Below are 23,915 nucleotides of genomic sequence, written 5' to 3'. Positions count from 1 at the left end.
GCTGGAGGTTCTGATGTCGCAAAGCCCCGACCTGACCGGTCTGCGGGTCCTCGTCACCGGCGCGGCCGGCGGCCTGGGCCGGGCTGTCGCCGAGGCTGTGCACGCGGCCGGGGGAGACCTCGTGCTCACCACGCGGACCCCGCAGTCGCAGGGCGTCGCCGCGGCGGGCCTCGACCGAGGGCCCCGTGTCGTCACCGCCGTCGCGGACGTCACCAACGCCGCCGAGCTCGCCGCGGCGGTCAAGCTCGCCACCGACCGGCTGGGCGGCATCGACGTGCTGGTCAACAACGCCGGTGTCCCCGGCCCCGCGGGCCCCGTCTGGGAGAGCGACCCGGCCGAGTGGCAGCACGCGATGGACGTCAACCTGGGCGGCACGCTCGCGGCCTGCCGTGCCGTCGTCCCCGGCATGATCGAGCGCGGCCGGGGCCGGATCGTCACGGTCTCCAGCCACGCCGGGCACACCCGGTGGCCGTACGTCAGCGCGTACTCGGTGTCGAAGGCCGCGGTCAACAAGCTCACCGAGAACCTGGCGATCGAACTCCTCCCGCACGACATCGCCGCGTTCAGCTACCACCCCGGCCTCCTGGACGTCGGCATCGGGGCCGCGCCAGCCCAGGAGGCCGAGAACCCCTGGCAGCGCCGGGTCGACTCGTGGCTCGCGGCGCAGCGCCGGGCGGGCCGCTACGCCACGCTGCCCGCCGCGCTCGGCAACCTCCTGCGCCTGATCGGCGGAGAGGCGGACGCACTGACGGGCCGCTATCTGACGTACGAGGACGACCTCGCGGCGCTGGTCGCGGCGACCGGCCCCGTGTGAGCGGCGTTAAGGTGGCACCCTAAACGGACGCATGTCCGGAAGTGTGGGCGCGAGCCCGGAAGGAGGGGGACGTGGACCCCAGGAGCGACGGCCCTCACCGCGCGGACGCGCAGCGCAACCGGGAGCGGATCCTGGAGGTCGCGCTCGCGGAACTGTCGCGCGCGCAGGACGTCCCGCTGAGCCGGATCGCGAAGCGGGCCGGCGTCGGCCAGGGCACGTTCTACCGCAACTTCCCCAACCGCGAGGCCCTCGTCCTGGAGGTCTACCGCCACGAGGTGCGCCTCCTCACCGACGCGGCGGCCCACCTCCTCGCGACCCGCACCCCGGACCGGGCGCTGCGCGAGTGGCTGGATCAGCTCGCCCGCTTCGCCGTCGCCAAGGCGGGCCTGTCGGACACGATGAGCCGCATCGTCGGCTCGTCGGACGCCCGGGCCCAGCCGGGGTACGCGGCCGTGGCCGAGGCGATCGACGCCCTGCTCACGGCGAACCACGAGGCCGGCACGATCAGGCCGGGCGTGACGTCCGCCGACTTCGTCCTGCTCATCGCCGGGATCTGGCAGATCGACTCCGGCGGCGACTGGCAGGGCCAGGCGTCCGTGCTCCTGGACGTCGTGATGGACGGCCTGCGCACGGGGGCGCCCGTCAGTCGGTGAGGACGGCGTCGCGGTGGAGCCACTCGGGGTCGTGGGCCGCCTTGTACAGGAAGCCGGCGACGTCCGCGCGGCTGATCGTCGGATTGCCCTTCATCGGCAGCCGCTCGCCGACGAGGTAGGTCCCCTTGGCGGGCCCGTCGGTGAGCATCGTCGGGTAGACCAGCGTCCAGTTCAGCGCGCTGGCGCGGATCGCCTGCTCGGAGGCGGCCTTGTCGGCGTAGATGTTGCGCAGGAGGGTGCTGTAGATGGCCTTCTGCGTCGTGCTCGCCGCCCGGTAGGTGGCGCCGACACCGAACGACGACAGCCACACGAGCCGGGCGACCCCCGTCTCGTGGGCCGCGCCGAGCACGGCGCCGGCGGCGCGGGTGAACAGCCCGTCGGCCCGGATCGACCTGCTGCGGCCGAGGGCCGACACGACGGTGTCCTGGCCGACCATGGCCTTCGCGACGTCGCCGCGGGACGTGGCGTCGCCCGCGACCACCGTGATCCGGCCGGCGAGCCCGTCGAGCGCCTCCGGCCTGCGGGCCAGGACGGTGACCTCGTCGCCGCCCGTGAGCGCGAGGTCCACGAGGTGGCGTCCGGTGGGTCCGGTGGCGCCGAGAACGAGCAGGTTCATGACGGGGGGCCTTCCGAGAGGGGGGAGTCCCGGTAACGGCTCACCGTCGAGGAGGCGCGACACGGGACGTAAGCGGACTGCTGTCCGGTACTCTCGAAACGTACCGGACAGCAGTCCGCTTATCAACCTGCGGCCTGATGACTACGTCGTTGGAGCCGGGTTCGCATGAGGCGTTGCCGTTCGGCTTCGGCGGCTGTGACGGGTGCTTGCCGGGGCGCCGGTCTGCTGGGCGCGAAGTTGCGCGCCGTAGTGGCCGGTCTGTTGGTGGATCTCGTCGGGCTGTGGCTCGTCCGGCCACACGACGAGCAGGTCGCCGGTGTCCGCCCGCTCGGGGGACACCGGCGCGACTGGACGCTGACGTTGGCCGGGCCGCTGCTGACGCCGGTGCAGACGACGGCGTGCCGGGGGGCGGCGAAGACCAGTCCGTTCGAGGTCTCGAAGCCCATGGGTGCACGCTCGCCGGAGTCCTTGAGTTCGAACGCGTGGTAGTCGACGTGGACCGGGCTGGAAGCCGCCGTGGGCGCTGGCTCAGTGCCTCCGACAGGGCAGTTGGGCTCCCTGCTGCACACCCTGCATTCTCTGCCGTCCCCGCCAGTGGCACTGCCGAGGTACCAGCCGCTCGCCTCGTTCACGATCTCGACATCCGGCGCTGGCCGGGTCTTCCCGTCCCGTGCGGCATCCGGGACCTGCACACGCTCGGTTCTTTCATCCGCCGCGCCGATCGTTGGAGGTGTCGGGCGTGCTGCCGTCCTTGCAGTCCCCAGAACTTCGATGACCGGCACCCAGCCGTCATGCGGCGCAGTGGCCGGATGGGGCGACAACAGGTCCGGCAGGTTCTGGCGAGCCCTCGTCGGCGGGCCGATGTCCCGAAAGAGATTGTCGAAGCCGATGACGTACGGCTTCCTGAACAGCGGTGATGCGCTGCCGCGATCGACATCGACACGTGTCGAGGAGCGTGCCCGCGTCCGATTCATGAAAGAGAGGATCGCCTCGTCAAGGAACGTGGGGCGGAGGCCGCGCGGATCGTCCTGGGCCGGATGTCGTTGCCGGGAAGCGGTGGAGGCATCAGGTGCCGACGGACCACGACGGCGAACAGGACGTAGGCGAGCACCGCCAGCACGACCGTGACGATCCACGCGTGCGATCCGGTCGGGTCGTAGACCCGCCCCGCGTTGCCCACGTCCACGGCGGGCGCCGTCTGTCCGGTCCGGAACGTGTCGCGGTCGCTGCCGTGCAGCTTGACGCCCGTGAGTCTTACGGTGCCGTCGTCGGACCGGAACGTTCCTGACCACTCGCAGGCGGTGTGCCCGGCGTGCCCGGAGCACGTGAGGTGGCGCGCGGTGAAGGTGCCCCGAGGCCCGTCGGCGGTGGCGGTTCTGGCTACGGTGCCGAGATGTGGCACCGACAGCCAGAAGAGAAGGATGCCGGCCAGCAGGAGCAGCAGGGAGACGAACCCGGAGGGCCTCCTCCCGCTGATGGGCATGAGGTCAGTCCTTCGGCGCGCAGGTGCACTGCGCGGCGGCGTTGTCCGGCCGGTTCGCGCGGGTGTGCAGGTACATCGCCACCACCATGGGGACGGTCACCAAGGTGTTGTAGAAGAGGTGCAGTTCGACGCGGGGCATGATCAGCTGGATGAGGCTCGTCGGAGCGGCTTTGCCCAGCAAGTGCGCGCCCGCCAGCGCCTGCACCAGGAGCAGCAGGTGTTCCAGGTGGTGCCACACCTGGATGCCGAACGACACCTTCCACCAGATGCCCGAGCGGCCGGTGAAGCCCGGCATCAGGAGGAACAGGCCGACCACCATCACCAGGGCATAGCCGTAGTGCATCCACTCCGAGGTGACGAGCCACGGGAACGGAACCCCGAGCACGCCGCGTGCCTCCGGGATCGGCCAGCCCAAGACGTAGATCTGGTACGCCTGGACCAGATGCTCCGCCCAGTGCGCGACGACGATGATCAGGAAGACACACAGACCGAGTTGATGATGACGGCTGTTGAGGGAGTCGAGCCCGCTCCGCAGAGTGCGCGGTGACGCTCCCATGCTGATGGCCATGCCTGAACCTCCGGGGTCAGGGAACGGTGGCTCATTACATCAGGACCGTGAGCGGGAGGGCTTCTCCCCTCGTGCTCTCCTTGAAGGACCGGTCGGCAGACGCTCGGACGCCCGCGAACTGCTCGGCGGCTGCCCCGCGGTGTCGGCCGCCGCGACCCTCACCGAACGATCGCCGCTGCTCAGCGGCTTGATCGAGGGAGGCCCCGCCGTCCTGTTCTCGTGGTCGGCCGGCGGCCAGGCCAAGACAGTGGGCGTTCCCCTGCTCCGGCGGGCAGTTGCCACCGACCGGGCGGTTCATTAGCTTCCTGGCTCACGAGGCCCCGTCGTCCGGCGGCCACTCGGCCCTCGCCGGTCACCTGTCTCCCCCTCATTTTTTGGAGGAAGAGCCATGTCCCATGTCGCACTGAACAACGATCTCCCCGGAATCACCGGCCTGATGATCCACCGTCCCGACACCGGCGGACCGCTGGGTGACCTCGCGGACGCTCTGCTGAGGGCGCCGTCCTCGCTCGAACCGGGAGAGCGAGAGCTGATCGCGGCGTACGTCTCGCAACTGAACGACACCGAGTTCTGTTCCTCCTCGCACGGGGCCTTCGCCGCCGCGCAACTGGCGGGAGGCCAGGAACTGGTCCGGGCTGTACTGGCCGACCCCAGTACCGCACCGATCAGCGGCCGTCTGCGTGCGCTGCTGGGCGTGGCCTCCGAGGTCCAGAGGGCCGCGCGTCCGGTCTCCGACAAGGCGATCGAGGCGGCTCGGGCCGAGGGCGCGGACGACACGGACCTGCACGACACCGTTCTGATCGCGGCGGCGTTCTGCATGTACAACCGCTATGTCAGCTGCTTGGCCACCGAACTGCCCAAGGACGACGGGTACTACGAGCACGCCGCTCGGCGGATCATGAACGACGGCTACCGGGCCGGCATCGTCCAGGGCGGCTGATGTATGACCGACAAGTCCGCCGAACCGTTCCCGGACGCCGTCCATCACGTCACCTACCGCAGATGCCGGGAGAACATCACCCGACTCGTCACCTCGGGCCCCTCGGTCGCGGATCTCCCGGTTGCGGCCTGTCCCGGCTGGAGCGTGCGCGATCTCGTCGGACACCTCGTTGTGGTCTGCCGGATGGCCGTCGACGAGGAGCCGGGTGACATCAGCGATCCGCCGCCCCCGCCTCCGGGGATCCCTGTCCCTGAACTCGTCATCGCCTGGGCTGAGTTGGAGAAGGAGCTGCCACGGGTGCTGCCGCGCGCGGACTGGCTGCGCCGGCGCATCCTGCCCCTGGACGCGTTCTCGCACGAACTCGATCTCCGCGCCGCCCTCGGCATGCCCCCGCCCGACCGCCACCCCGCTCTCGCCGACGCGCTGGATCTCGCTGCCATGGGCTTCACCCTGGCGCTGCACGAGCACAGCCTGCCGGCGTTGTGCGTCCAGACGCCCGACCGGGTGTGGACGGTCGGGGAGGGCGAACCGGCCGCCACGTTGAGCGGGGAGAGCATGGACATCTTCCGCGCGCTGACCGGACGGCGTACGGTCCGGCAGATAGGCGAGCTGTCCTGGAGCACCGAGCCGGACCGGTGGCTGCCCGCGTTCACCTGGGGTCCGTTCACGCTGCCGACGCACCTCGTCGAGGAGGCGGCGGGCGGGGTGGTGAGCAGTCACCTGCGCGACTGACGTCGTCGCCACCCGGGAGGCCGGGTGGCGACGATCAGCGGCACATGGAGCAGCTCAGCCCGCGGTCTCCAGTCGGCGGCGGCGTTCGCCCGCGGGGCGGCCCGACGCCGCGCGGAAGACGATGGGGCGGGCGATGGCCTGGAAGTCCACGTCGGGGTCGAGACGGCGGACCGTCTGCTCCACCATGAGGAGCGCGAGCAGGGGGAACACGAACTCCGACGAGGCGTATATGCCGTTGCGCCGCTGGCTGGCGAACAGCTCGGTGGAGAAAGCGATCAGGTCGAAGTCTCGGGCGGTGGTGCCGCCGTACCGGTCGACGAGGCGGGTCATGTCCGCGGTGAAGGCGACCGTGTCGCTGTGCCTGTCGACCTGTTCGGCGCTGGCCAGGACCGCTTCGGCGCACCGAGGGCCGTTGCGGAAGCCGAGGTTGAGGAAGAACAGGGCCAGGTTCTCCCGTACGACTTCGGGAACGCGGTAGACGAACCCGGCGTCGAGGACGACCACTGAGCCGGTGCGGGTCAGGCGCAGGTTGCCGGGGTGCAGGTCGCAGTGGACCAGCCCGGTGCAGAACAGCATCTCGAGGACGGCCCGGAGCGTTTGGTCGGCGAGTGCCCGGCGGCGCTCCGTGCTCAGTTCGGTCACCTCGACGTGGTCGCGTATCTCGGGCACGAAGTCCATGACGACGCAGGACTCTCCGCACAGCGACGTGACGGGTGCGGGTACGGAGATGAACTCCAGGGTGGAGAGGTCGTCGTGGAGGAGGGCGAGGTTGCGTGCTTCGGCGTCGAGGTTGAGTTGGCGGAGCACGCTCGCCTCGACAGCGTGCGCCATGGCGGCAAGCGGGGCTCCGCGCCGCCCGGGCGGCGTCCCGCGAGCGCGAAGACGCTGCTGAGGATGGTGACGTCGCGGCGGACCGTGTCGGTGAGGCCGGGCCGGCGGAGTTTGACGGCCACCTGGGGCCCGTCGCTCAGACGGGCCGGGTAGACGCAGGCGATGCTGCCCGACCCCAGGGGCGCGGTGTGGAAGTCCGTCAGCAACTCCGCCCGTTCGGGGCCGGGATGATCCGACAGCGCTCGGTGGACGTCCTGGGGGCGCATGGGTTCGACGTCGTCAAGGGTTTCGACTCGCCCGACCGCACCGGCAAGCTGGTGCGCGTCGAACGGGACGGACGGCGGACGGTCCTGGCGCGGAAGGGACTGGAGTACCCCGGCGGGGTCACCGTGGCTCCCAACGGTGACCTCTACCGGACCAACCGCACGACGTCACTCGCCGAGGCGAACGGCCAGCTGCTGCGGCTGCGCCCGGGCCGGCCGTGATGCCGAGGCCGCCCGGGACGGTCCGACCGCCCCGCAGCGGGCCTCGGCACCGGACGGTGTCAGCCGTCGCAGTGGCCGCAGCCGTCCCGGCCGCCCCGGTCGGCGTAGTCGTCGTGGTGGCGGACCCAGTTCATGATCCCCGCCTCCTCCTGGCGCCCGAGCGGAGTCAGGTCCAGGTAATTGAAAGTGCCGTTGAGGAGATCGGTGCCCCGCGAGTACGTCGAGTACGTGTGGAACACCCTCTCGTTCTCGCGTAGGAAAACGCTCAGACCGTGCTGCTCTCCGCTCAGGGCCCAGGAGCCGATTCCAGCCTCCCGCAATTCGTCCTTCGTGCGGAAGTTGAAAAGAACAGGCGTCACCGATTCGTCCATGGTGACGTGGAAATCGTAATTGAACGACGTTCCGTGCGACGAGAACCAGGGAAATGTCCACCCCATGCGCTCACGGAATCTCGTGATCGTCGCGAGCGGCGCGCGGGAAACCGCGGCGAATGATGTACGAGCCGCGTGCAGATGCGCCAAGTGGCCGATGTTGTCGGCCAGGAGCGAGCACCCGGTGCAGCCGGCCTCCCAGTCGGGGTCCAGCATGAAGTGGTAGACGATGAGTTGACTGCGGCCGTCGAACAGATCGACGAGAGTGGACGAGCCGTCCGGCCCGTCGAAGACGTACGGCTCGGTGATCTCGACCATCGGCAGCGCCCGGCGCCGAGCGCTGAGCGCGTCCCGTTCCCGGTCGAACTGCTTCTCCCGTGCCAGCAGTTCCTTGCGGGCCGCTAACCATTCTTCTCTGGACACAATCGCCGGACTGTCCATTTACGAGCCTCGCCTTCGTTGTGCTTTCCCAACAGTGGGGACCCTACCGGAAGAGCGGTGGCCGCACTGCCGGACGTCTGCGGTGGCACGACCCGGAAGGCGGAATCGGGAATGGGGTGCGCACATTTTAAGTAGACAGCGGCCCGGAATCGCCGGGTATATTCGGCAAGTCTTTCCGTACCACTTGAGGCACCCAAACGAGGGGGTGTCGTACAGTGACGGCTGCATTACGTGCGCTACGGCGCCGAATGCTAGTCCCCGCTTTGTCCAGTGCGAGCCTGGAAGTTCGCGGATTCCGGAGAAAGAACTCCGCTGCCCAGGAACTGCTGGAAAGCATCAGGCGCAGCTTCCTCGAAGGATACGGACATCTCGTCGAAGCACCGGATGTGGGGGTCGCGGAGCCCTGGCTGGAAGCGATTCCCAAGCAGTTCCGGGGATTTGCCTACGAGGGTGCGGCCATGGGCTGCACCATCATGGACGCGCTGCCCGGCAGCGGGAGACAGCGTCTGAGCGATCTGCTGGCAGGGCGCGGCGGCGCGCACACGTACATGGCGTACGTAGGCATCGGCTGGGCCATGGCGCGACTGCTGCGGCTGCTGCACCCGGACGTCCGGGAGACGGACCCGCTCCTGAGGTGGTTGATCCTGGACGGATACGGCTTCCACCAGGCGTACTTCCACACCGACCGCTTCGTCCCCGAGCAGCGACGCGAACAGAAGCCGCCGTGGCCGCAGGACCAGACGTCGTACGCGCACCGCGCCGTGGACCAAGGGATCGGCCGGAACCTGTGGTTCGTCGGCGGCACCGACGTTGACACCGTCCTGGCACTCCCCGGCGCCTTTCCACCCGACCGGCGCGGTGACCTCTTCAGCGGGGTGGGGCCGGCCGCGACCTACACCGGCGGGTCGACGCGGACGAACTGCTGCGCTTGTGCGAGCGCTCCGGTGAGTACCGACCCCAACTCCTCCAGGGCTCGGCGTTCGCCGCGGAGGCGCGAGAGCGCGCCGGACTGACGGTGCCACACACCCGCCTCGCCACCGAGGCTGTGCGGCATGGAACTCACGAGGCGGCACGCGTCTGCCGGGAAACAAGGCCGGGCATGCCCGACCGAGTGGACACGCCCGCCTACGAGACATGGCGCCAACGCATAGCCGGAGCACTGGTTCCCGACGGAAGGTGCTAGCCACGTGACCACCGTGCGATCCCGCCTCTACCTGAAGCTGCCAGGAATCGTCGCTGTCCTGCTCATGGTGGTGACCTACTTCGTCGTGCGTCCCGCTACGCCGTCCGCCGCCGAGACGGACAGACGGGCGACCACCTTCGCCTTCACCTCGAAGACCATCGCCATGCCCGCAGGCTACGACCAGCAGGACATCCGCAAGGTCGCACATCGAGGCGTGGATCTCCTCCGTGGGCGCCGGCATCGCCATGAACGACGTCGACGGTTTCTCCAACGACCTCTGCGTCACCGGCCCCCGGATCGACCAGGTCGTCGTGACATCCGTGCCCGACGAACGCGGCGACCACTACGCGCCGTTCGTCCTCGGCCCTGCCCCGCTCCCCAGGGACGACCCGATGGCCCCGATGGGCTGCGTCGCCGGTGACTTCAACGAGGACGGGCACAGCGGCCTGCTCGTCTACTACTGGGGCCGAACCTCGATCGTCTTCCAGGCCTGGCCTGGCCTGGACGACCTGACCGCCGACTCCTTCGCGGTGACGATCGCCGACTTCGACGGCGACGGCCACGAAGACGCCTCATCGGCAACTACTTTGCCGACAGCCCTGTTCTCGACCCTTCCGCGCGGGGCGGCGTGGGCATGAACGACTCGCTCTCCAACGCCCTCAGCGGCGGCGAGGACCACATCCTGCGCTGGACCGAGGACGGTTTTGTCCAGGCGAAGGACGTCATGCCCCGCGGGATGCGCATCGGCTGGACCCTCGGCGCCGCCGACCCGAACTCGACGACGCGGACATCGTGCTGATCGCCGACACCGACACCCTGAACCCCGACCCGGCCGTCTACGCTGCGCTGGTCGGCAGGGTTCGCACGGGGCCGCCCTCGCGATCGCCGACCATCCGCGCCACCGGGACGAAGCCAACCTCACCAACCACCTCGCCTGCCCTCTCATCGCCGCGATCACCGGCCACGACATCCCCCAACCGCTCGCCGGAGACCTAACGCTCTCCCGCGAGGCCCTGAGTGCCGTCCTCCACGCAGCGGAGAAGCTCCCCAAAGAGCTGGCGGCGTGCGTGAACGGGTACAGCATCGACTTCCTCCTCCTGAACACGACCGGACCGATCGCCTCCGTACGCGTCGACCGGCCGAGGAGTTCACGTGCAGCAGGCTCAATAAGCCTCCTTCGAAGACGCGGAGCGCACCAGGTCGATTCGCTCGGGCAGCCGCTGCACGGACACGCGTTCGTGATGGGAGAAGCCGGCCGCGATGCAGACCAGCTGCGGACGAAGCCGGTCGACGGACTCGGCCTCCTTCGCGCCCAGCATCTTCTGGGCGAGCGCCTCGAACTCGATCACCACGGGGCTGCCGTTCTTGTCCGGCCCCAGAGTGTCGGTCGGGCCCCGGTGCCACTGCCCGGTCAGGTACTCCGACGCCGGGAACCGGATGCCGAGCATCGCTTCCAGACCGGCCGCGACCCGCCCCTGAAGCTCCGCCTCCAGCGTCACCGACGGGCCGGGCAGCCCGGTATCCCGCCCGTCCACGCCTCTCGCGAACAACATCGGCTCGGCCACCGGCGTCCCCCTCCCTTGAGCTCTGCGAGAGGACCGATCGGCCAGGGACATCGGGTACTCCGTATCCAGGTTGGTTTTGTTCATGAGAACGGACAGCAGATGTTCGCCACGTTCGAGAGGCACCGCTGTTCGGCGCTGTTCGATTGCGGAGCAAGTCGGAGACCGGCTATCGGCACCTTGGGAAGTCCGCTAGAAGAGGCCGGCGTGCATGTACTGCGTGAGGTTCTCGGGGATCTCGCGCAACCACGGACTGCGGACGGCCGGCAGCCGGACCAGGGTGTGCTGAAACGCGCCCGGATCGGCCCGGAACAAGTACCGGGGACGCGGGGCGGGCGGATCGTCGCGGAGGACGCCGTCGGGCATACCGCCCGACGCGGGAACTGGCAGGTGCGGCTTGGGGAAGGCCAGCCACAGCCACACCCCGAACGGCACAGGCACCGGGTAGGCCGTAGTGGCAGGGTTGGCCGGGGTCCAAGTCTCTCCGGTCTGCGGATGGGTCGGCACGAGGATGATGTCAGCGTCCGCGTTGGGGGCGGGCTGTCCTGGTCCGGCCAGGACGGCGCGCCGTGCCGGCGGATCCGCGGGCAACAGAGCGTCGAGGGCGCGCTGGAATACGTCCTTGCTCAGACCGTCCGGGACGGTCACCGGTCGGCCTTCCGAGGCTGCCAGCAGGTGAGCGAGTGCCCGGCCGGCCGCGGCCTCCCACTGCGGGCTCCACGACCAGAAGTGGTTCGGCCCGAGCCGTGACCCCCATGTGGCGACCGGCTCGAACGGAGGCGTGCACGTCCCCTCCTCCACCAGCTCTGCCCAGGAGAGCGGTGCGGAGTCGGTGCCGTCGACGAGGAGGCGGCGCACGGCATGCGGGGCCAGCCATACCGCCTGCCAGAGTGAGCAGTCGTCGATCCTGCTCGCCACGGGCAGACCGCACTCTTCGCATGCCATGTTGGGACCGTCCGCTCCGCCGAGGCCGCAGCAGTAGCCGCCGGCCCGCTCCGGGATCAGCAGGGTGCCGCGGGCGTCGCCAGGCGCGATGACGATCGAGCCGGGGGCGCCGTCGGAGAGGGCGTGGACCGGCGCGTGGATGCCGCGGGCCACCGCCTCGTCCGGATGGATCTCCTCCCATCTCCGCCACGGCGGCCCCCAGGGCTCCGGGTCCACGGCGAACGTGCCCGACTCCATCAGCACCGGGAGCTGAATCCCGTTCCCGTACTTCTGATGAGCGTGGGCCGGCAGGGCGACCCGGGACAGCGGGTTGGTCAGCTCAGCGCCGCACCCCGCACACGCGAAAACGAACAAATGCCCTCCGCCAGAAACAGAGGACATCGTCGCAGCTTCGCGGCAGACCGGCCAACGTGTTTTGAATCCCCTCCTGGGGCCGAAGCACAGCCGCCACGTCGAGCATCACCGTTCGCATCCCTGGCGCGCTCGGATGCCTCCCGAAAGCGGTGAACATCTGCTGTCCGTTCTCGTGGGCAAAGCCACCAGGTGAATCTGCGGGAACCAACTCCAGACGGCAGCCGCACTCGCTAGCCTGGCAGCGAAGGGGAGGGCCGGTCAGGTGGCGACGCTGGTCGTGGGTTTTCGGCTGGGCAATGACGCGAGCAGTTGGCAAGCGACGGTCTTGGTGACCGAGTCCGGGGTTCTGCACCGCGCTCATGGCATGTACGGGAAGTCATTGAGGCTGTCGAAGCCAGAGCCGTCACGTGCGCTGGCCAGCCCGCTCCGCAGCTTCGCACGAGAGCACCCGCTGGCCCGTCCCATCGCCGATCTCCGCAAGCACCACGCCGACTACCTGAAGAGGGGCTACTCCCGTCTCCTCATCCCGCCCGCCGTCGTACGCCTCGACATAGAGGAGTATCCGCCCCTTCAGGCAGTGCCCCATCGGGAGCTGATCGAGGCATTCATCGGTGCTGCTCCGAACAGACCGCAACCGCTTGACACCGTCATCGGGGCGTTCCGCAGCACCCTTGGGCTGCCCACCCGGCCCGCGAACGTCCCCTGGGCTCCCCGCCCACAGTCGCTGCCGCCGCGCGTCGAAGTGATGCTCCGCGCTCTCGAACGCGGCTCCTCGATCAGCGCTCCGCAAAGACTGCCGGTCGGGTGGACTGTCACGGGTGACGAAGTGCGGCTCCATGTCGGCAGGACGGGGGAGACCCTCGACCGGCGGGCGGTGATCGAACTCCAGGCGGCTCTCAGCGCGTGGCTACGCTTCACGGACAAGTCCACTGGAGCGGGCAGTTGTTGAATCCCGACACGTGAGGCCGGCCCCGGGGACGGTCGAGTGCGTCTGGGCTCCGCGTGCCGGCAGGTGGTCACTGCGCGCTGAGAGACCGGGTGCGCTGGTGGGCAGACGCCTTCGGACGGAGCGCGGCGGCGCCACCGCCGCGACCTCGTCCGAGCGGCGTTAAGACCCCGCCGGCGGCGCCCCCGTACTGCCCCGCACCACCAGCGTCGGCGACAGCTTCACCTGCGCCGGAGCCTTCCCCCGGTCCTCGATGCGCTCCAGCAGGAGCCGTGCCGCGTTGTCCCCGATCTCCCGCCCGGCCTGGTCGACGCTGGTCAGGGAGACGGGGGCGAGGGACGCGAACACCGTGTTGTCGTACCCGGCGAGCGAGATGTCGCCGGGGGCGGTGAGCCCGGCCTCGGCGAGGGCCTCCAGGACGCCCATCGCGACGACGTCCGCGCCAGCGAAGATCGCCGTGGGGCGTTCGGGGCGGGCCAAGAGCTGTCGCGCCCCTTCGTACCCGCCCGCGTGCGTGTAGCTCGTCGACACGACGTCGTCCGCCAGGCCCCGTTCGCGCATCGCCCGCCGATAGCCGTCCGCCCGCTGGGAGTTGGGCATCTCCACGAGCCGCGTCGGGTCCGTGTCGTGGTGTTCGATGTGGGCGATGCGGCGATGCCCGAGCGCTGTGAGGTGGTCGACGACGAGGCCGGCGCCCGCGACGTCGTCGTCCACGACGGTGTCGTACGCGGCGGAGTGCCCGTGCCGTCCGACGACGACCGTCGGGACGGTGGACGCGACCTGTTCGAGGCGGTCCCGCGAGGAGACGGGCGCGATGAGGACCAGCCCGTCCATGCCCCGGTCGACCATCGCCTCGGCGACCCGCGCCTCCGCCTTCTCGCCGTTGCAGCCGGGCCCCAGGAACACCTGGTAGTCGGTGTCCGCGAGGCGTCCGGTGATCCCGTCGAGGATCTCGGGGAAGAAGGGGTTGCGGATGTCGGGCAGCATGACCCCGATCGTGTACGTCCGCCCCCGCAGCCCCCGCGCGGCGGCGAGCGGCCGGTAGCCCAGCTCCTCGATGGCGCGCCGCACCTTGGCCCGCATCTCGGGGCTCGCGCCGTACGCGTTGCGCAGCACCTTGGAGACCGCGGTCGTCGACACCTGGGCGTGCCGGGCGACGTCGACGATCGTGACGCGGCGCGGCGGTGTGGGCGGGGCCATCCCGGGGTCCTCCGGTCGGAGTGGGAAACGTTGCCCGACAGTGTACTGCGCAGTGTCTTGACGTCCCCCACCCCCGTCCTTAGGGTCTGGCAACACCCCTTGGGAAACGTTACCCATTCCCGTCCCCGCCCTGAGCCGCCCCCGAGCCGCACCGCTCGTTGAAACGTTCCATGGAAGAGGTGGGCCGTGACCACCCGACCCAAGACCACCCCGCCCTGGTGGTTCGCCCTCCCCGCGCTCCTGCTGTTCGCCTTCGTCGTCCTGGTCCCCAGCGCCCGGGGCGTCTACTACGCCTTCACCGACTGGGACGGCCTCGACCCGGGCTTCTCCTTCGTCGGCCTCGGCAACTTCGCGGACATGCTCGACGACCCCGACGCGCTCGCCGCCGTCCGCCACACCCTGCTGATCGCCGTCTCCGTCACCGTCGTCCAGAACGGCCTCGGCCTGCTGCTCGCGCTCGGCGTGAACTCGGCGATCAAGTCCCGCAACCTCCTGCGGGTCCTGCTCTTCGCGCCGGCGGTCATCACCCCGATCGTCACCGCCTACCTGTGGCGCAACCTCCTCGGCCCCGACGGCGCGGTCAACAGCGCGCTCGGCGGCCGGGGCCAGGACTGGCTCGGCGACCCCGGTCTCGCCCTGTGGTCCGTCGTCGGCGTCGTCGTCTGGCAGTTCGCCGGGTACTCGATGGTCATCTTCCTCGCCGGACTCCAGTCCGTGCCGAAGGAACTCCACGAGGCCGCGCAACTCGACGGCGCGGGCCCGGTCCGCCGGTTCTGGTCCGTCACCCGGCCCCTGCTCGCCCCCGCCCTCACCATCAACCTGATGCTCTCGGCCATCGGCGGCATCAAACTCTTCGACCAGGTCTACGCGCTGACCGGCGGCGGACCCGGCCACGCCACCGACACCATCTCCACCCTGATCTACAAGGACGCCTTCACCCTCGGCGAGTTCGGCTACAGCATCGCCCTCGCCGTCGTCCTCACGATCGTCGTCGCGGTCGTCTCCACCGGCCAGTACGCGCTTCTGGCCCGCAGCGAGAGGTCCGCGTCATGACCCGCTACCGCCCCCGCACCCTCGTCCTCGAACTCGCCATGACGGCCGCCGCGCTGTTCGTCGCGTTCCCCGTGTACGTCCTCGTCAACCTGGCCGTACGCCCCGCCTCCGACACCTCCTCACCGCTCACCCCGACCGCCTCCCCGACGCTGGACAACTTCCGCCAGGCGTGGAAACAGGGCGCGCTCGGCGGCGCGCTCGGCAACAGCGTCCTGGTCACCGCGTGCAGCGTCGCCGTCGTCCTCGCTGTGTCCTCGCTCGCCGCCTACCCGCTGGCCCGCGTCACCGCCCGCTGGTCGCGCGGCACGTACCTGCTGGTGCTCCTCGGTCTCGTCCTGCCCTTCCAGTTGGGCGCGTTGCCGCTGTACCGGACGATGCGCGACCTCGGACTGCTGGGCACCCCGTGGGCGCTGGTCCTCTACTACGCGGGCCTCCAGGTGCCGTTCACCGTCTTCCTCTACACCGGGTTCCTGCGCGCCCTGCCCCGGGACTTCGAGGACGCCGCGCTGATCGACGGCTGCACCCCGCTCAAGGGCTTCCGGTACGTCGTCCTGCCCCTGCTCAAACCCGTCACGGTCACCGCGCTCGTCCTCAACACCGTCGCGGTCTGGAACGACTTCTTCACCCCCCTGCTGTACCTCAGCGGCAGCTCCCGGCAGACCATGCCGGTCGCGATCGCCGGGTTCGTCGGCCAGTACGTCACCGACTGGAACCTCGTCTTCGCGGCCTTGGTGATCAGCGTCCTGCCGGTCCTCGCCGTCTACTTCGTCCTCCAGCGCAGCATCATCGACGGCTTCGCCGGAGGGCTGCGGGGATGAGACCCCTGAGAGGGAGAAACGCCATGAAGAAACACGCCGTGCCCGCCGCGCTCCTGATCCTGCTCACCGCGTGCAGCGGCGGCACCAACGCGGGCGGCTCCGGCGGGGGTGCGCAGACCCTGACCCTCGCCTCCGTCGACCAGGGCTCGGTCGAGGACGTCGTCGCGGCGTTCGAGAAGGCCAACCCCGGCGTCGACGTCCGCTACACCACCAGCGGCGCCGACCAGTACCAGCAGCAGATCCGCACCCAGCTCGCCTCCGGCACCGCACCCGACGTGATGTCGGTGTGGCCCGGCAACGGCAACCCGGCCGCCACGCACGTCCTCGCCGGGCCCGGCTACCTCCGCGACCTCTCCGACCGCCCCTGGGCGAGCAAACTGCCGGACCCGGTCAAGAGCGTCGCCCAGGACGGCGGCAAGACGTACACGGCGATCTTCGGCCAGAACGGCATCGGCGCCATCTACAACCAACAGGCCCTCGACAAGGCAGGGTTGACCCCGCCCGACACCTGGAGCGGCCTCCTCGCGTTCTGCCGCGCCGCCCAGGCCAAGGGCACCCCCGCCTTCGCGCTCGGACTCCAGGACAACTGGGTCGCCCAGCTCGTCCAGTACGCCCTCGTCGCCACCACCGTCTACGGCCCCGACCGCGCCTTCGACCAGAAGATGCGGGCCGGGCAGGCCACGTTCGCGACCTCGCCGTGGACCACCGCCGTCGACAAGTACCTCACGATGCGCGAGACGGGCTGCTTCCAGAAGAACCCCCTCGGCACCAGCTACGAAGCCAGCCAGCAACTCGCCGCCACCGGAAAGACCTTGGGCCTCGTCCAGGGCAACTGGGTCATCGCCCTCCTCAAGGGCAAGAACCCGCAAGGCACCTTCACCTTCACGGCGCTCCCCGCCACCGACGACCCGAAGCAGACCCTCGTCCCCGCCGCCGCAGGAGCCGGATACGGCGTCAACGCCAAGACGAAGCACGAACAACTCGCCCTGAAATTCGTCGACTTCGTCATGTCCCCCGAGGGCATGAACCTCTTCACTACCAGACAGGGCAGCCTCCCCACCCTCCCCGGCACCGGCGACAAGGCCGACCCCGCCCTCGCCGAACTCGCCACCTTCATCCGCACCGGCCGCACCGTCCCCTTCATGGACCAGCTCTGGCCCGACGCCAAGGTCCAGCAGACGATGCTCAGCGGCCTCCAGGAGATCTTCAGCGGCCAGTCCACCCCCGCGCGCCTCCTCAAGGAGATGGACGACGACTACCGGGCAGCCCGCTGACCACCCCCCCACCACGAAAGGAAAACGGTGTGAACCATGGACCCGACCAGGGCCTCCCTCGCCGGACCGTCCTCGCCGCCACCGCCGGAGCGGTCGCCGTCGCGGGCGCGGGGCTCCCGGCGACCCCGGCAGCGGCGGCCCCACGCACCCGGGACGGCGAGGTGACCGGCCTCACCGTCGAACACCGCGTCGACCCCATCGGCATCGACGCCACCACCCCCCGCTTCGGCTGGCGCACCCGCTCCCTCGCCAGAGGCAGAGCCCAAGGCGCCTACCAGATCCTCGTCGCCACCTCCCCCGACCGCCTCACCGCGACCCGCGCCGACGTCTGGAACAGCGGACGCATCCACTCCGCCGACTCCGTCGCCGTCCGCTACCGGGGCCCCGCCCTGCGCCCCTCCACCCGCTACCACTGGACCGTCACCGTCTGGGACACCCGCGACCGCACCGTCGGCACCGCCCCCGTCGCCTTCTTCGAGACCGGCCTGCTCTCCACCGACGGCGTCACCGGCTGGGACGGCGCCCAGTGGATCGGCATGAAGGGCAAGACCCCCCACAGCCCCGGCGCCCCCCTCCTGCGCACCGAGGTCCCCCTGCGCACGAAGGTCCGCGAGGCCCGCCTGTACGTCGCCGCCCTCGGCGTGTACGACGCCCACGTCAACGGCCACCCCCTCACCGCCCTCCAGGACGGCACCCCCACCCGCGAACTCCTGCCCCCGGGCTGGACCAACTACGACGTCCGCGCGAGTTACTTGACCTACGACGTCCCCCAACTCATCGCGGGCGAACGGACGGTGACCCTCGCCGCCGTCCTCGGCAACGGCTGGTACAACGGCCGCATCTCCGAAGGCAGCACCTACTGGTCCAAGGACGGCAACCCCCTCGCCCTCAAGGCGAAACTCCTCATCCGCTACACCGACGGCACCACCAAGTCGGTTGTCACCGATCCGAGTTGGAAGGCCACCGACACCGGCCCCTGGCGCGCCGACGACATCTACGACGGCGAGACCTACGACGCCCGCCAGGAACTGCCGGGCTGGACCAAGTCCGGCTACCCCGTGAGCAGTTGGGGCGAGGTCGAGCAGGTCCCGTACGAAACCCGCTATCCCGGCGTCCGGTTGCTCGCCCACCCCGCCGACTCCGCCCGCCTGATGCCCCGTTGGGACCGCCGCCCCGAGTCGGTCACCGTGTACACCGGGGTGACCGGCGACGGGAAGGGCCGCATCGTCGTCGACCCCGCCCGCACGGTCACCGACCCCGGCCGGGCCGCCGCCGCGCACGTCACGATCGGCCCCGGTGACACGGCCGTCTACGACCTCGGCCAGAACATGGTCGGCGTCGCCCGCTACAGCCTGCGCGGACCGGCGGGCGCCCGCGTCGAGTTCCGGTTCGCGGAGATGCTCAACGACGACAGCGAGGGCGCCGACGGCCCCGAGGGCTCCGTCTACCGCGCCAACCTGCGCAGCGCGAAAGCCACCAGCACGTACGTCCTCAAGGGCGACCGCAGCGGCGAGACCCACCAGGACTCGCTGACCTTCTACGGCTTCCGGTACGTGTCCGTCACCGCCTCCGACACGGTCACCGTCACCGGGCTCACCGGGAAGGTCGTCACCTCCGCGATCCGCGAGACCGGCACCATCACCACCGACGACGCCGACACCAATCAGCTGATCAGCAACGTCCGTTGGGGACAGCGCGGCAACTACCTCTGGGTCCCCACCGACTGCCCCCAGCGCGACGAACGCCTCGGCTGGACCGGCGACACCCAGATCTTCGCCACCACCGGCCTCTACAACGCCGACGCGGGCGCCTTCCTCACCCAGTTCCAGGACACCGTCGTCGACTCAGCCGCCCTCTACGGCGAGGGCGGACGCCAGTTCACCGGCGTCGCCCCCGGCGGACGCTACAACTTCCCCGGCGGCGGCAGCGGCTGGGCCGACTGCGGGGTCGTCCTGCCCTGGACGGTCTGGCAGATGACCGGCGACGACACCATCGTCCGCGACAACTGGCCCGCCATGGTGGCCTACCTGGACTGGATCCGGCAGCAGACCGGTGACACCTACGCCGGACAGGGCTCCCTCACCGGCGACTGGCTCGCCCCCCAGAAGACCAGCGCCCAGCTCATGAGCGACGTCTACTACGGCTACGTCGCCCGCCTCATGGCCCAGATGGCCCCCGCGATCGGCCGCCCCGCCGAAGGCCGCGCCTACGCCGACCTGTTCGCCCGCATCCGGCAGGCGTTCATCACCAAGTACCTCGCGGGCGAGGGCAGTTCGGTCACCGTGAAGTCGAGCCTCGGCCCGGCGTCCCCCATCGAACCCGGCGCCGACCCCGACCAGAAGACCGAGGACAACACCCAGACCGCCCTCCTGTGGGTCCTGAAACTCGGCTTCTACGAGACCGAGGCCCAACGCCACGCCCTCGTCGGCCACTTGGCGGACAACATCCGCAACGACGCCGCGTACAAGGCCGCCCACCCCGACAGCGCCCGCGTCCGCTACGCCGAGAACACCCTCTCCGTGGGCTTCCTCGGCGTCAACGTCCTCGCCCCCGTCCTCTCCGACGAGGGCCGCTCCGACCTCGCCTACGCCCTCCTCCACCAGGACGCCCTGCCCTCCTGGCTGTTCTCGGTCCGCGGCGGCGCCACCACCGTCTGGGAGCGCTGGAACTCCTACTCCCGCACCGACGGCTTCGGCCCCGTCTCCATGAACTCCTTCAACCACTACGCCTACGGCGCGATCGTCGAGTGGATGTACGCCTACATGGCCGGCATAGCCCGCGACCCCGCCCACCCCGGCTTCCGCCGCTTCACCCTCGCCCCCCACCTCGACCCCACCGGCCGCATCACCCACGTCGCCGCCACCCACGACTCCCCGTACGGCGAGATCCACAGCGCCTGGACGACGACGGACGACATCCTCACGTACGAGGCGGCGGTACCCCCCAACACCGAAGCCACCCTCCACCTCCCCTCGACGTCCCCCGACACGGTCCGAGAAGGCCGCACCCCCCTCTCCGAAGCCGACGGCGCCCGCTTCCTCACCCACACCGACACCACCTCCTCCTACCGCCTCACCTCAGGCCGCTACCGGATCACCACCCGCCTGCCCTGACCCGAACCGGTCCGCCGGGAGGCCCTGCCCGGCGGACCCCCCGAAGCGCTAGACCCCCGCGTCCCGCGCCACCAGCGCCGCCTGTACCCGGTTCGTCACCTCAAGACCCGTGAGAATCCGGCTGACATGAGCCTTCACCGTGCTCTCCCGCATGTTCAGCCGCCCGGCGATGTCCGCGTTGGTCTCCCCCTCGGCCAGCAGCGCGAGCACATCGCGTTCGCGGGGGGTGAGGCGTTCGACCAGGGACCGGGCGGCGGACGTACGGGGGCCGCTGCTCGCGTGGTACCGGTCGATCAGGCGCCGGGCCGCCGCGGGGTGCAGCATCGCCGAGCCCGCCGCGACGAGGTGGATGGCGCGGAGGATCTCGGCGGGGTCCGTGTCCTTGAGGAGGAACCCGTCCGCGCCGGCGGCGAGCGCGTCGTAGACGTACTCGTCGAGGTCGAAGGTGGTCAGGATGACGACCTTCGGGGCGTGGGGGAGGGCGCGCAGGCGGGACGTCGCGGTGATGCCGTCCATGCGGGGCATGCGCACGTCGACGAGGGCGACGTCGATGGCGTGGGCCGTGGCCAGGGAGACCGCCTGGAGGCCGTCGGACGCCTGCGCGGCGACCGTGATGCCGGGGTCGCCCGAGAGGAGGTCGGCGAGACCGAGGCGGACGAGCGCGTCGTCGTCGACGATCATGGCGCGGATCATGGCTGTCCCGGGGAGACGGAGGGGTGGGGGAGACGCGCGGCGAGCCGCCAGACACCCGCGCCCGCGGGCCCGGCGCTGAACTCGCCGCCGAGCGCGCCGACCCGCTCACGCAGACCGACCAGCCCGTAGCCGGAACCGTCCGCGTCCGTACGGGAGCCGCCGGGCGGATTGGTGACCTCGACGAGCGTGTCCGGCGGGTCGTAGGAGACGCGGACGGTGACGGGCGCCCCGTCGGCGTGCTTGCGGGCGTTGGTCAGCGCCTCCTGCACCAGCCGGTACACGGCGAGCCGATGCGTGGTCGGCGCCAGCGAGGGCGTCCCGTCGGTGACCAGGACGACCTGCTGCCCGGCCCCCCGCGCCTCCTCGACGAGCTCGCGCACGTCCCGCACCGCGGGCCGCAGCTCGGGCGAGTCGGTGTCGCGCAGCGCGCCCAGCACCTCCCGCAGATCGGTGAGCGCCTCCACGGAGGTCTCCCGCAGCAGCGCGAGGCGTTCGGCCACCGGCGCGGGCAGGCCGCCCTTCGTGGTGAGGACCCCGGTGTGCAGGGCGATGAGGCTGAGCCGGTGGGCGAGGACGTCGTGCATCTCGGCGGCGATCCGGGACCGTTCGGCCGCGCGGGCGGCGTCCTCGCGGAGCTGCGCCGCGACCCGCAGATGCGCGAGGTCGGCGGTGAGGGCGTCCAGGAGGCGGCGCCGGTTGCCGCGCCAGAGCCCGCCGACGACGGCGAGGCCGGGCAGCAGCACGACGGAGGCGTACGTCGTGCTCGTCCACAGCGCGGTCTCCCGGTAACTGAGCAGGTTCCCGGCGAGCGCCACCGCCGCCCACCCGAGCGCCGCCCGCCACCGCAGGTCCACGGCCATGCCGAACAGGGCGATCACCAGCAGCGGCAGCAGCGGCAGCCCCCACCACGCCGTGGCCAGGGAGACGACGGCCGGCGCGACGGGCCACCGCAGCCGGGGCACGAGCAGCACCGCCCCGCACACCAGCGCGGCCACGGCCACCGGGACCACGAACGCCCGGTCGGTGCCGACCGGCGACGTCACCGTGCACGCGACCACCAACGCGGTCCGCCCGACGGCCGTCCACCGGGCGCCTGTTCTCCCGCTCACGCCGCCCATCCTAGGCACGCGGGCCTGCGCGCACCCCCTACGAAAGTCGAGGGTGAGCGTCGCACAACGACCGATTCGAAGACCCGAGCCGATTCCTAGCGTCGATTCCATGAACGACCACGACCGCTGGGCCTTCCTCCGCGAGGCGGCCCGCGACCTGCGCACCACCGGAGCGATCGCCCCCAGCGGCAAGGCCCTCGCCCGAGCCCTGACCGCACCGGTCCGCGACCGGGCACCGAACCCCCTCGCGGTCCTGGAGGTCGGCGCGGGCACCGGAGCGGTGACCCGGGTCCTGCTCCCCGCCCTCCCGCGCGGCAGCACCCTGGACATCGTCGAGGCCAACCCCCGCTTCGCCGCCCGCCTGCGCGCCCTCGCCCCCGGGGCGGCCGTCCACGAGCAGCGCATCGAGGACCTCGCCACCGACACCCGCTACGACGTCATCGTCTCCGGCCTCCCCCTGACCAACTTCCCGCCGGGCGACGTCGAGAAGATCATGGCCCGCCTCCTCGAACTCCTGCACCCCGGCGGCACGCTGACCTACTTCGCCTACCTCGGCACCCGCAGGGCCCGCACCCTCACCGCCTCCCGCGCGGAGGCCCGCCGCCACGCGGAGGTGGACGAGGTGATGGCGGCCTACCAGCGCCGGTACGCCGTGGGCCGCTGGACGGTCTGGGCCAACCTGCCCCCGGCATACGCGTGGCACCTCAGAAGCCCCCTGGGCACGGACGGGACACTCCGATGAACCTCGACGCCGCCCCCGCCCGAGCGGCGTCCCGCAGACCGCGCGCAGCCGCGCCGAGTCCCTGTCCCTCGTACGGCTGCTCACCCCCGGCGGGCCCGTGCCGGCGCTGACCGGGGTGGGCGTGGCGCTGGTGCGGCGGCGGACCGCGTCGTCATGCTGACGGCGTTGGCGCCCACGACGGCGCCGATGGCCGCCCACTCGGCCCACCCGAGGCGCTGCCCGAGCCCCGCCCACCCCACGACGGCGGCGAGCAGCGGATTGACGCTCATGAACAGGCCGAACGCCTGCGCGGGCACCCGCCGCAGGGTGATCAGGTCGGCGAGGTAGGGCACGGCGGAGGACAGCACCCCCGCCGCGACCGCGCAGCCCACAGCGCTCGCGGACGGCGGGTGGCGCACCGCGACGACCACCCCGACCGGCAGGAACAGCACGGCGGAGACGAGGGAGGCGGCGGCCGGCCCCCGCACGCCGGGGACCCGTTCCCCGACGGCCCGGTTGAGCAGGATGTACGAGGCCCAGCAGCACGCGGCGAGCACCCCGAGCCCGATGCCGGCGTAGTCCGCCGACGGCCGGGGCCGCATCAGCGTCACCGCCCCGGTGGCGGCGACGACCGCGCACCCCGCGTCGATCCGCCGCCGCGCCCCCGCGAGCGCGATGGCGAGCGGACCGAGGAACTCCAGGGTGACCGCGAGCCCGAGGCCGACGCGGTCGATGGCGGTGTACAGGGAGAGGTTCATCGTCCCGAACACCACGGCGAGCGCGAGAACGGGCCGCCACTGGAACCACGTCAGACCGCGCAGCCCGGGCCGCGCGACGGCGCCGAGGACGACGGCCGCGACGTACTGCCGGACCGCGACGACCCCGACCGGGCCGATGACGGGGAACGCGAGGGACCCGATCGCGGCACCGGTCTGGTTCGACAGACCGCTCCCGACCATCGTGGCGACCCCGGCGACGAAGGACCGATCCTTGGTGGCGGGCATGGCACG

At 70.9% G+C, this 23,915-nt stretch carries 25 protein-coding genes and 2 pseudogenes; 15 read left to right on the top strand and 12 right to left on the bottom strand.

What is annotated here, in order from left to right:
• The first annotated feature begins 13 nt into the window (after positions 1-13).
• The gene (locus tag PV682_RS27790; RefSeq protein ID WP_319734536.1) at positions 14-814 is read left to right on the top strand and encodes an SDR family NAD(P)-dependent oxidoreductase; all 801 of its coding nucleotides are present in this window, start codon (positions 14-16) and stop codon (positions 812-814) included.
• Positions 815-885: 71 nt separating this feature from the next.
• A complete protein-coding gene (locus tag PV682_RS27785) occupies positions 886-1,467 on the top strand; it encodes a TetR/AcrR family transcriptional regulator (RefSeq protein ID WP_319734535.1) in 582 nt (193 codons plus the stop codon).
• Here the strand turns inward: PV682_RS27785 and PV682_RS27780 are convergent.
• Positions 1,457-2,083 carry an NAD(P)-dependent oxidoreductase gene (locus tag PV682_RS27780; RefSeq protein ID WP_319734534.1) on the bottom strand — a complete coding sequence of 209 codons (627 nt, stop codon included), beginning with the start codon at positions 2,081-2,083 and terminating at the stop codon, positions 1,457-1,459. The two genes, PV682_RS27785 and PV682_RS27780, sit on opposite strands and share 11 nt — an antisense overlap.
• A 165-nt stretch (positions 2,084-2,248) precedes the next feature.
• Between PV682_RS27780 and PV682_RS27775 the strand changes: the two genes are divergently transcribed.
• The gene (locus PV682_RS27775) at positions 2,249-2,572 is read left to right on the top strand and encodes a hypothetical protein (RefSeq protein WP_319734533.1); all 324 of its coding nucleotides are present in this window, start codon (positions 2,249-2,251) and stop codon (positions 2,570-2,572) included.
• A 481-nt stretch (positions 2,573-3,053) separates the two neighbouring features.
• On the opposite strand, the gene PV682_RS27770 is transcribed toward PV682_RS27775, so the two are convergent.
• The gene (locus PV682_RS27770; RefSeq protein WP_319734532.1) at positions 3,054-3,566 is read right to left on the bottom strand and encodes a hypothetical protein; all 513 of its coding nucleotides are present in this window, start codon (positions 3,564-3,566) and stop codon (positions 3,054-3,056) included.
• Between the two features lie 4 nt (positions 3,567-3,570).
• Positions 3,571-4,134 (bottom strand): hypothetical protein, encoded by a 564-nt coding sequence (locus tag PV682_RS27765; RefSeq protein WP_319734531.1) that lies wholly within the window; start codon positions 4,132-4,134, stop codon positions 3,571-3,573.
• A gap of 388 nt (positions 4,135-4,522) precedes the next feature.
• Between PV682_RS27765 and PV682_RS27760 the strand changes: the two genes are divergently transcribed.
• Positions 4,523-5,074, top strand: coding sequence for a carboxymuconolactone decarboxylase family protein (locus PV682_RS27760; protein WP_319734530.1), 552 nt, complete (start codon positions 4,523-4,525; stop codon positions 5,072-5,074).
• Positions 5,075-5,077: 3 nt separating this feature from the next.
• The gene (locus PV682_RS27755; RefSeq protein ID WP_319734529.1) at positions 5,078-5,806 is read left to right on the top strand and encodes a maleylpyruvate isomerase family mycothiol-dependent enzyme; all 729 of its coding nucleotides are present in this window, start codon (positions 5,078-5,080) and stop codon (positions 5,804-5,806) included.
• Positions 5,807-5,860: 54 nt separating this feature from the next.
• Here PV682_RS27755 and PV682_RS27750 read toward each other — a convergent pair whose 3' ends face one another.
• Positions 5,861-6,637, bottom strand: a complete 777-nt coding sequence (locus tag PV682_RS27750; RefSeq protein ID WP_319734528.1) for an AarF/UbiB family protein — start codon at positions 6,635-6,637, stop codon at positions 5,861-5,863.
• Between the two features lie 86 nt (positions 6,638-6,723).
• Positions 6,724-6,903: pseudogene (locus PV682_RS27745) on the bottom strand (AarF/UbiB family protein); the annotation flags it as partial.
• On the opposite strand from PV682_RS27745, the gene PV682_RS27740 reads away from it, so the two are divergent.
• Positions 6,826-7,122 carry a hypothetical protein gene (locus PV682_RS27740; RefSeq protein ID WP_319734624.1) on the top strand — a complete coding sequence of 99 codons (297 nt, stop codon included), beginning with the start codon at positions 6,826-6,828 and terminating at the stop codon, positions 7,120-7,122. The pseudogene PV682_RS27745 and the gene PV682_RS27740 overlap by 78 nt on opposite strands.
• Before the next feature lie 59 nt (positions 7,123-7,181).
• Here PV682_RS27740 and PV682_RS27735 read toward each other — a convergent pair whose 3' ends face one another.
• Positions 7,182-7,934, bottom strand: coding sequence for a DUF899 domain-containing protein (locus PV682_RS27735; RefSeq protein ID WP_319734527.1), 753 nt, complete (start codon positions 7,932-7,934; stop codon positions 7,182-7,184).
• Positions 7,935-8,182: 248 nt separating this feature from the next.
• Between PV682_RS27735 and PV682_RS27730 the strand changes: the two are divergent.
• The 3 genes and pseudogenes from PV682_RS27730 to PV682_RS27720 all read left to right on the top strand — a co-directional run bounded on the left by PV682_RS27730 (position 8,183) and on the right by PV682_RS27720 (position 9,916).
• Positions 8,183-9,117 (top strand): annotated as a pseudogene (locus PV682_RS27730) (DUF1702 family protein).
• A gap of 227 nt (positions 9,118-9,344) precedes the next feature.
• Positions 9,345-9,755, top strand: coding sequence for a hypothetical protein (locus PV682_RS27725; RefSeq protein ID WP_319734526.1), 411 nt, complete (start codon positions 9,345-9,347; stop codon positions 9,753-9,755).
• Entirely contained in the window at positions 9,752-9,916 is a 165-nt protein-coding gene (locus tag PV682_RS27720) for a hypothetical protein (protein ID WP_319734525.1), read from the top strand. Before PV682_RS27725 ends, PV682_RS27720 begins: the two co-directional genes overlap by 4 nt.
• Before the next feature lie 364 nt (positions 9,917-10,280).
• Here PV682_RS27720 and PV682_RS27715 read toward each other — a convergent pair whose 3' ends face one another.
• Both PV682_RS27715 and PV682_RS27710 read right to left on the bottom strand, forming a co-directional pair.
• Positions 10,281-10,682, bottom strand: coding sequence for a hypothetical protein (locus PV682_RS27715; RefSeq protein ID WP_319734524.1), 402 nt, complete (start codon positions 10,680-10,682; stop codon positions 10,281-10,283).
• 189 nt (positions 10,683-10,871) lie between these two features.
• On the bottom strand, positions 10,872-11,978 hold the full coding sequence (locus PV682_RS27710; RefSeq protein WP_319734523.1) for a hypothetical protein: 1,107 nt from the start codon (positions 11,976-11,978) through the stop codon (positions 10,872-10,874).
• Positions 11,979-12,240: 262 nt separating this feature from the next.
• On the opposite strand from PV682_RS27710, the gene PV682_RS27705 reads away from it, so the two are divergent.
• A complete protein-coding gene (locus tag PV682_RS27705) occupies positions 12,241-12,927 on the top strand; it encodes a hypothetical protein (protein WP_319734522.1) in 687 nt (228 codons plus the stop codon).
• 159 nt (positions 12,928-13,086) lie between these two features.
• On the opposite strand, the gene PV682_RS27700 is transcribed toward PV682_RS27705, so the two are convergent.
• A complete protein-coding gene (locus PV682_RS27700) occupies positions 13,087-14,124 on the bottom strand; it encodes a LacI family DNA-binding transcriptional regulator (RefSeq protein ID WP_319734521.1) in 1,038 nt (345 codons plus the stop codon).
• A gap of 186 nt (positions 14,125-14,310) precedes the next feature.
• Here PV682_RS27700 and PV682_RS27695 point away from each other — a divergent pair, with 186 nt between their 5' ends.
• The 4 genes from PV682_RS27695 to PV682_RS27680 are packed head-to-tail and all read left to right on the top strand — an operon-like array spanning position 14,311 to position 20,382.
• Entirely contained in the window at positions 14,311-15,177 is an 867-nt protein-coding gene (locus PV682_RS27695; protein ID WP_319734520.1) for a carbohydrate ABC transporter permease, read from the top strand.
• Positions 15,174-15,995, top strand: coding sequence for a carbohydrate ABC transporter permease (locus PV682_RS27690; RefSeq protein ID WP_319734519.1), 822 nt, complete (start codon positions 15,174-15,176; stop codon positions 15,993-15,995). The genes PV682_RS27695 and PV682_RS27690 overlap by 4 nt, the downstream gene beginning before the upstream one ends.
• Positions 15,996-16,018: 23 nt before the next feature.
• Positions 16,019-17,269: an ABC transporter substrate-binding protein gene (locus tag PV682_RS27685; protein ID WP_319734518.1), complete on the top strand. Its 1,251-nt coding sequence runs from the start codon at positions 16,019-16,021 to the stop codon at positions 17,267-17,269.
• 29 nt (positions 17,270-17,298) lie between these two features.
• Positions 17,299-20,382 carry a family 78 glycoside hydrolase catalytic domain gene (locus PV682_RS27680; RefSeq protein WP_319734517.1) on the top strand — a complete coding sequence of 1,028 codons (3,084 nt, stop codon included), beginning with the start codon at positions 17,299-17,301 and terminating at the stop codon, positions 20,380-20,382.
• 48 nt (positions 20,383-20,430) lie between these two features.
• Here PV682_RS27680 and PV682_RS27675 read toward each other — a convergent pair whose 3' ends face one another.
• A complete protein-coding gene (locus PV682_RS27675) occupies positions 20,431-21,075 on the bottom strand; it encodes a response regulator transcription factor (protein WP_319734516.1) in 645 nt (214 codons plus the stop codon).
• Entirely contained in the window at positions 21,072-22,184 is a 1,113-nt protein-coding gene (locus tag PV682_RS27670) for a sensor histidine kinase (RefSeq protein WP_319734515.1), read from the bottom strand. Before PV682_RS27670 ends, PV682_RS27675 begins: the two co-directional genes overlap by 4 nt.
• A gap of 109 nt (positions 22,185-22,293) precedes the next feature.
• On the opposite strand from PV682_RS27670, the gene PV682_RS27665 reads away from it, so the two are divergent.
• On the top strand, positions 22,294-22,926 hold the full coding sequence (locus tag PV682_RS27665) for a class I SAM-dependent methyltransferase (protein WP_319734514.1): 633 nt from the start codon (positions 22,294-22,296) through the stop codon (positions 22,924-22,926).
• Positions 22,927-23,006: 80 nt separating this feature from the next.
• Here the strand turns inward: PV682_RS27665 and PV682_RS27660 are convergent, their stop codons facing one another.
• Positions 23,007-23,909, bottom strand: coding sequence for an EamA family transporter (locus tag PV682_RS27660; RefSeq protein WP_319734513.1), 903 nt, complete (start codon positions 23,907-23,909; stop codon positions 23,007-23,009).
• Positions 23,910-23,915: the final 6 nt, after the last annotated feature.

Origin of the sequence: Streptomyces niveiscabiei (assembly GCF_033794345.1) — a bacterium.
GTDB classification, from domain to species: Bacteria; Actinomycetota; Actinomycetes; order Streptomycetales; family Streptomycetaceae; genus Streptomyces; species Streptomyces niveiscabiei.
Note: the sequence above shows the minus strand (reverse complement) of the source record. Positions and strands in the feature narration are given on the sequence as shown.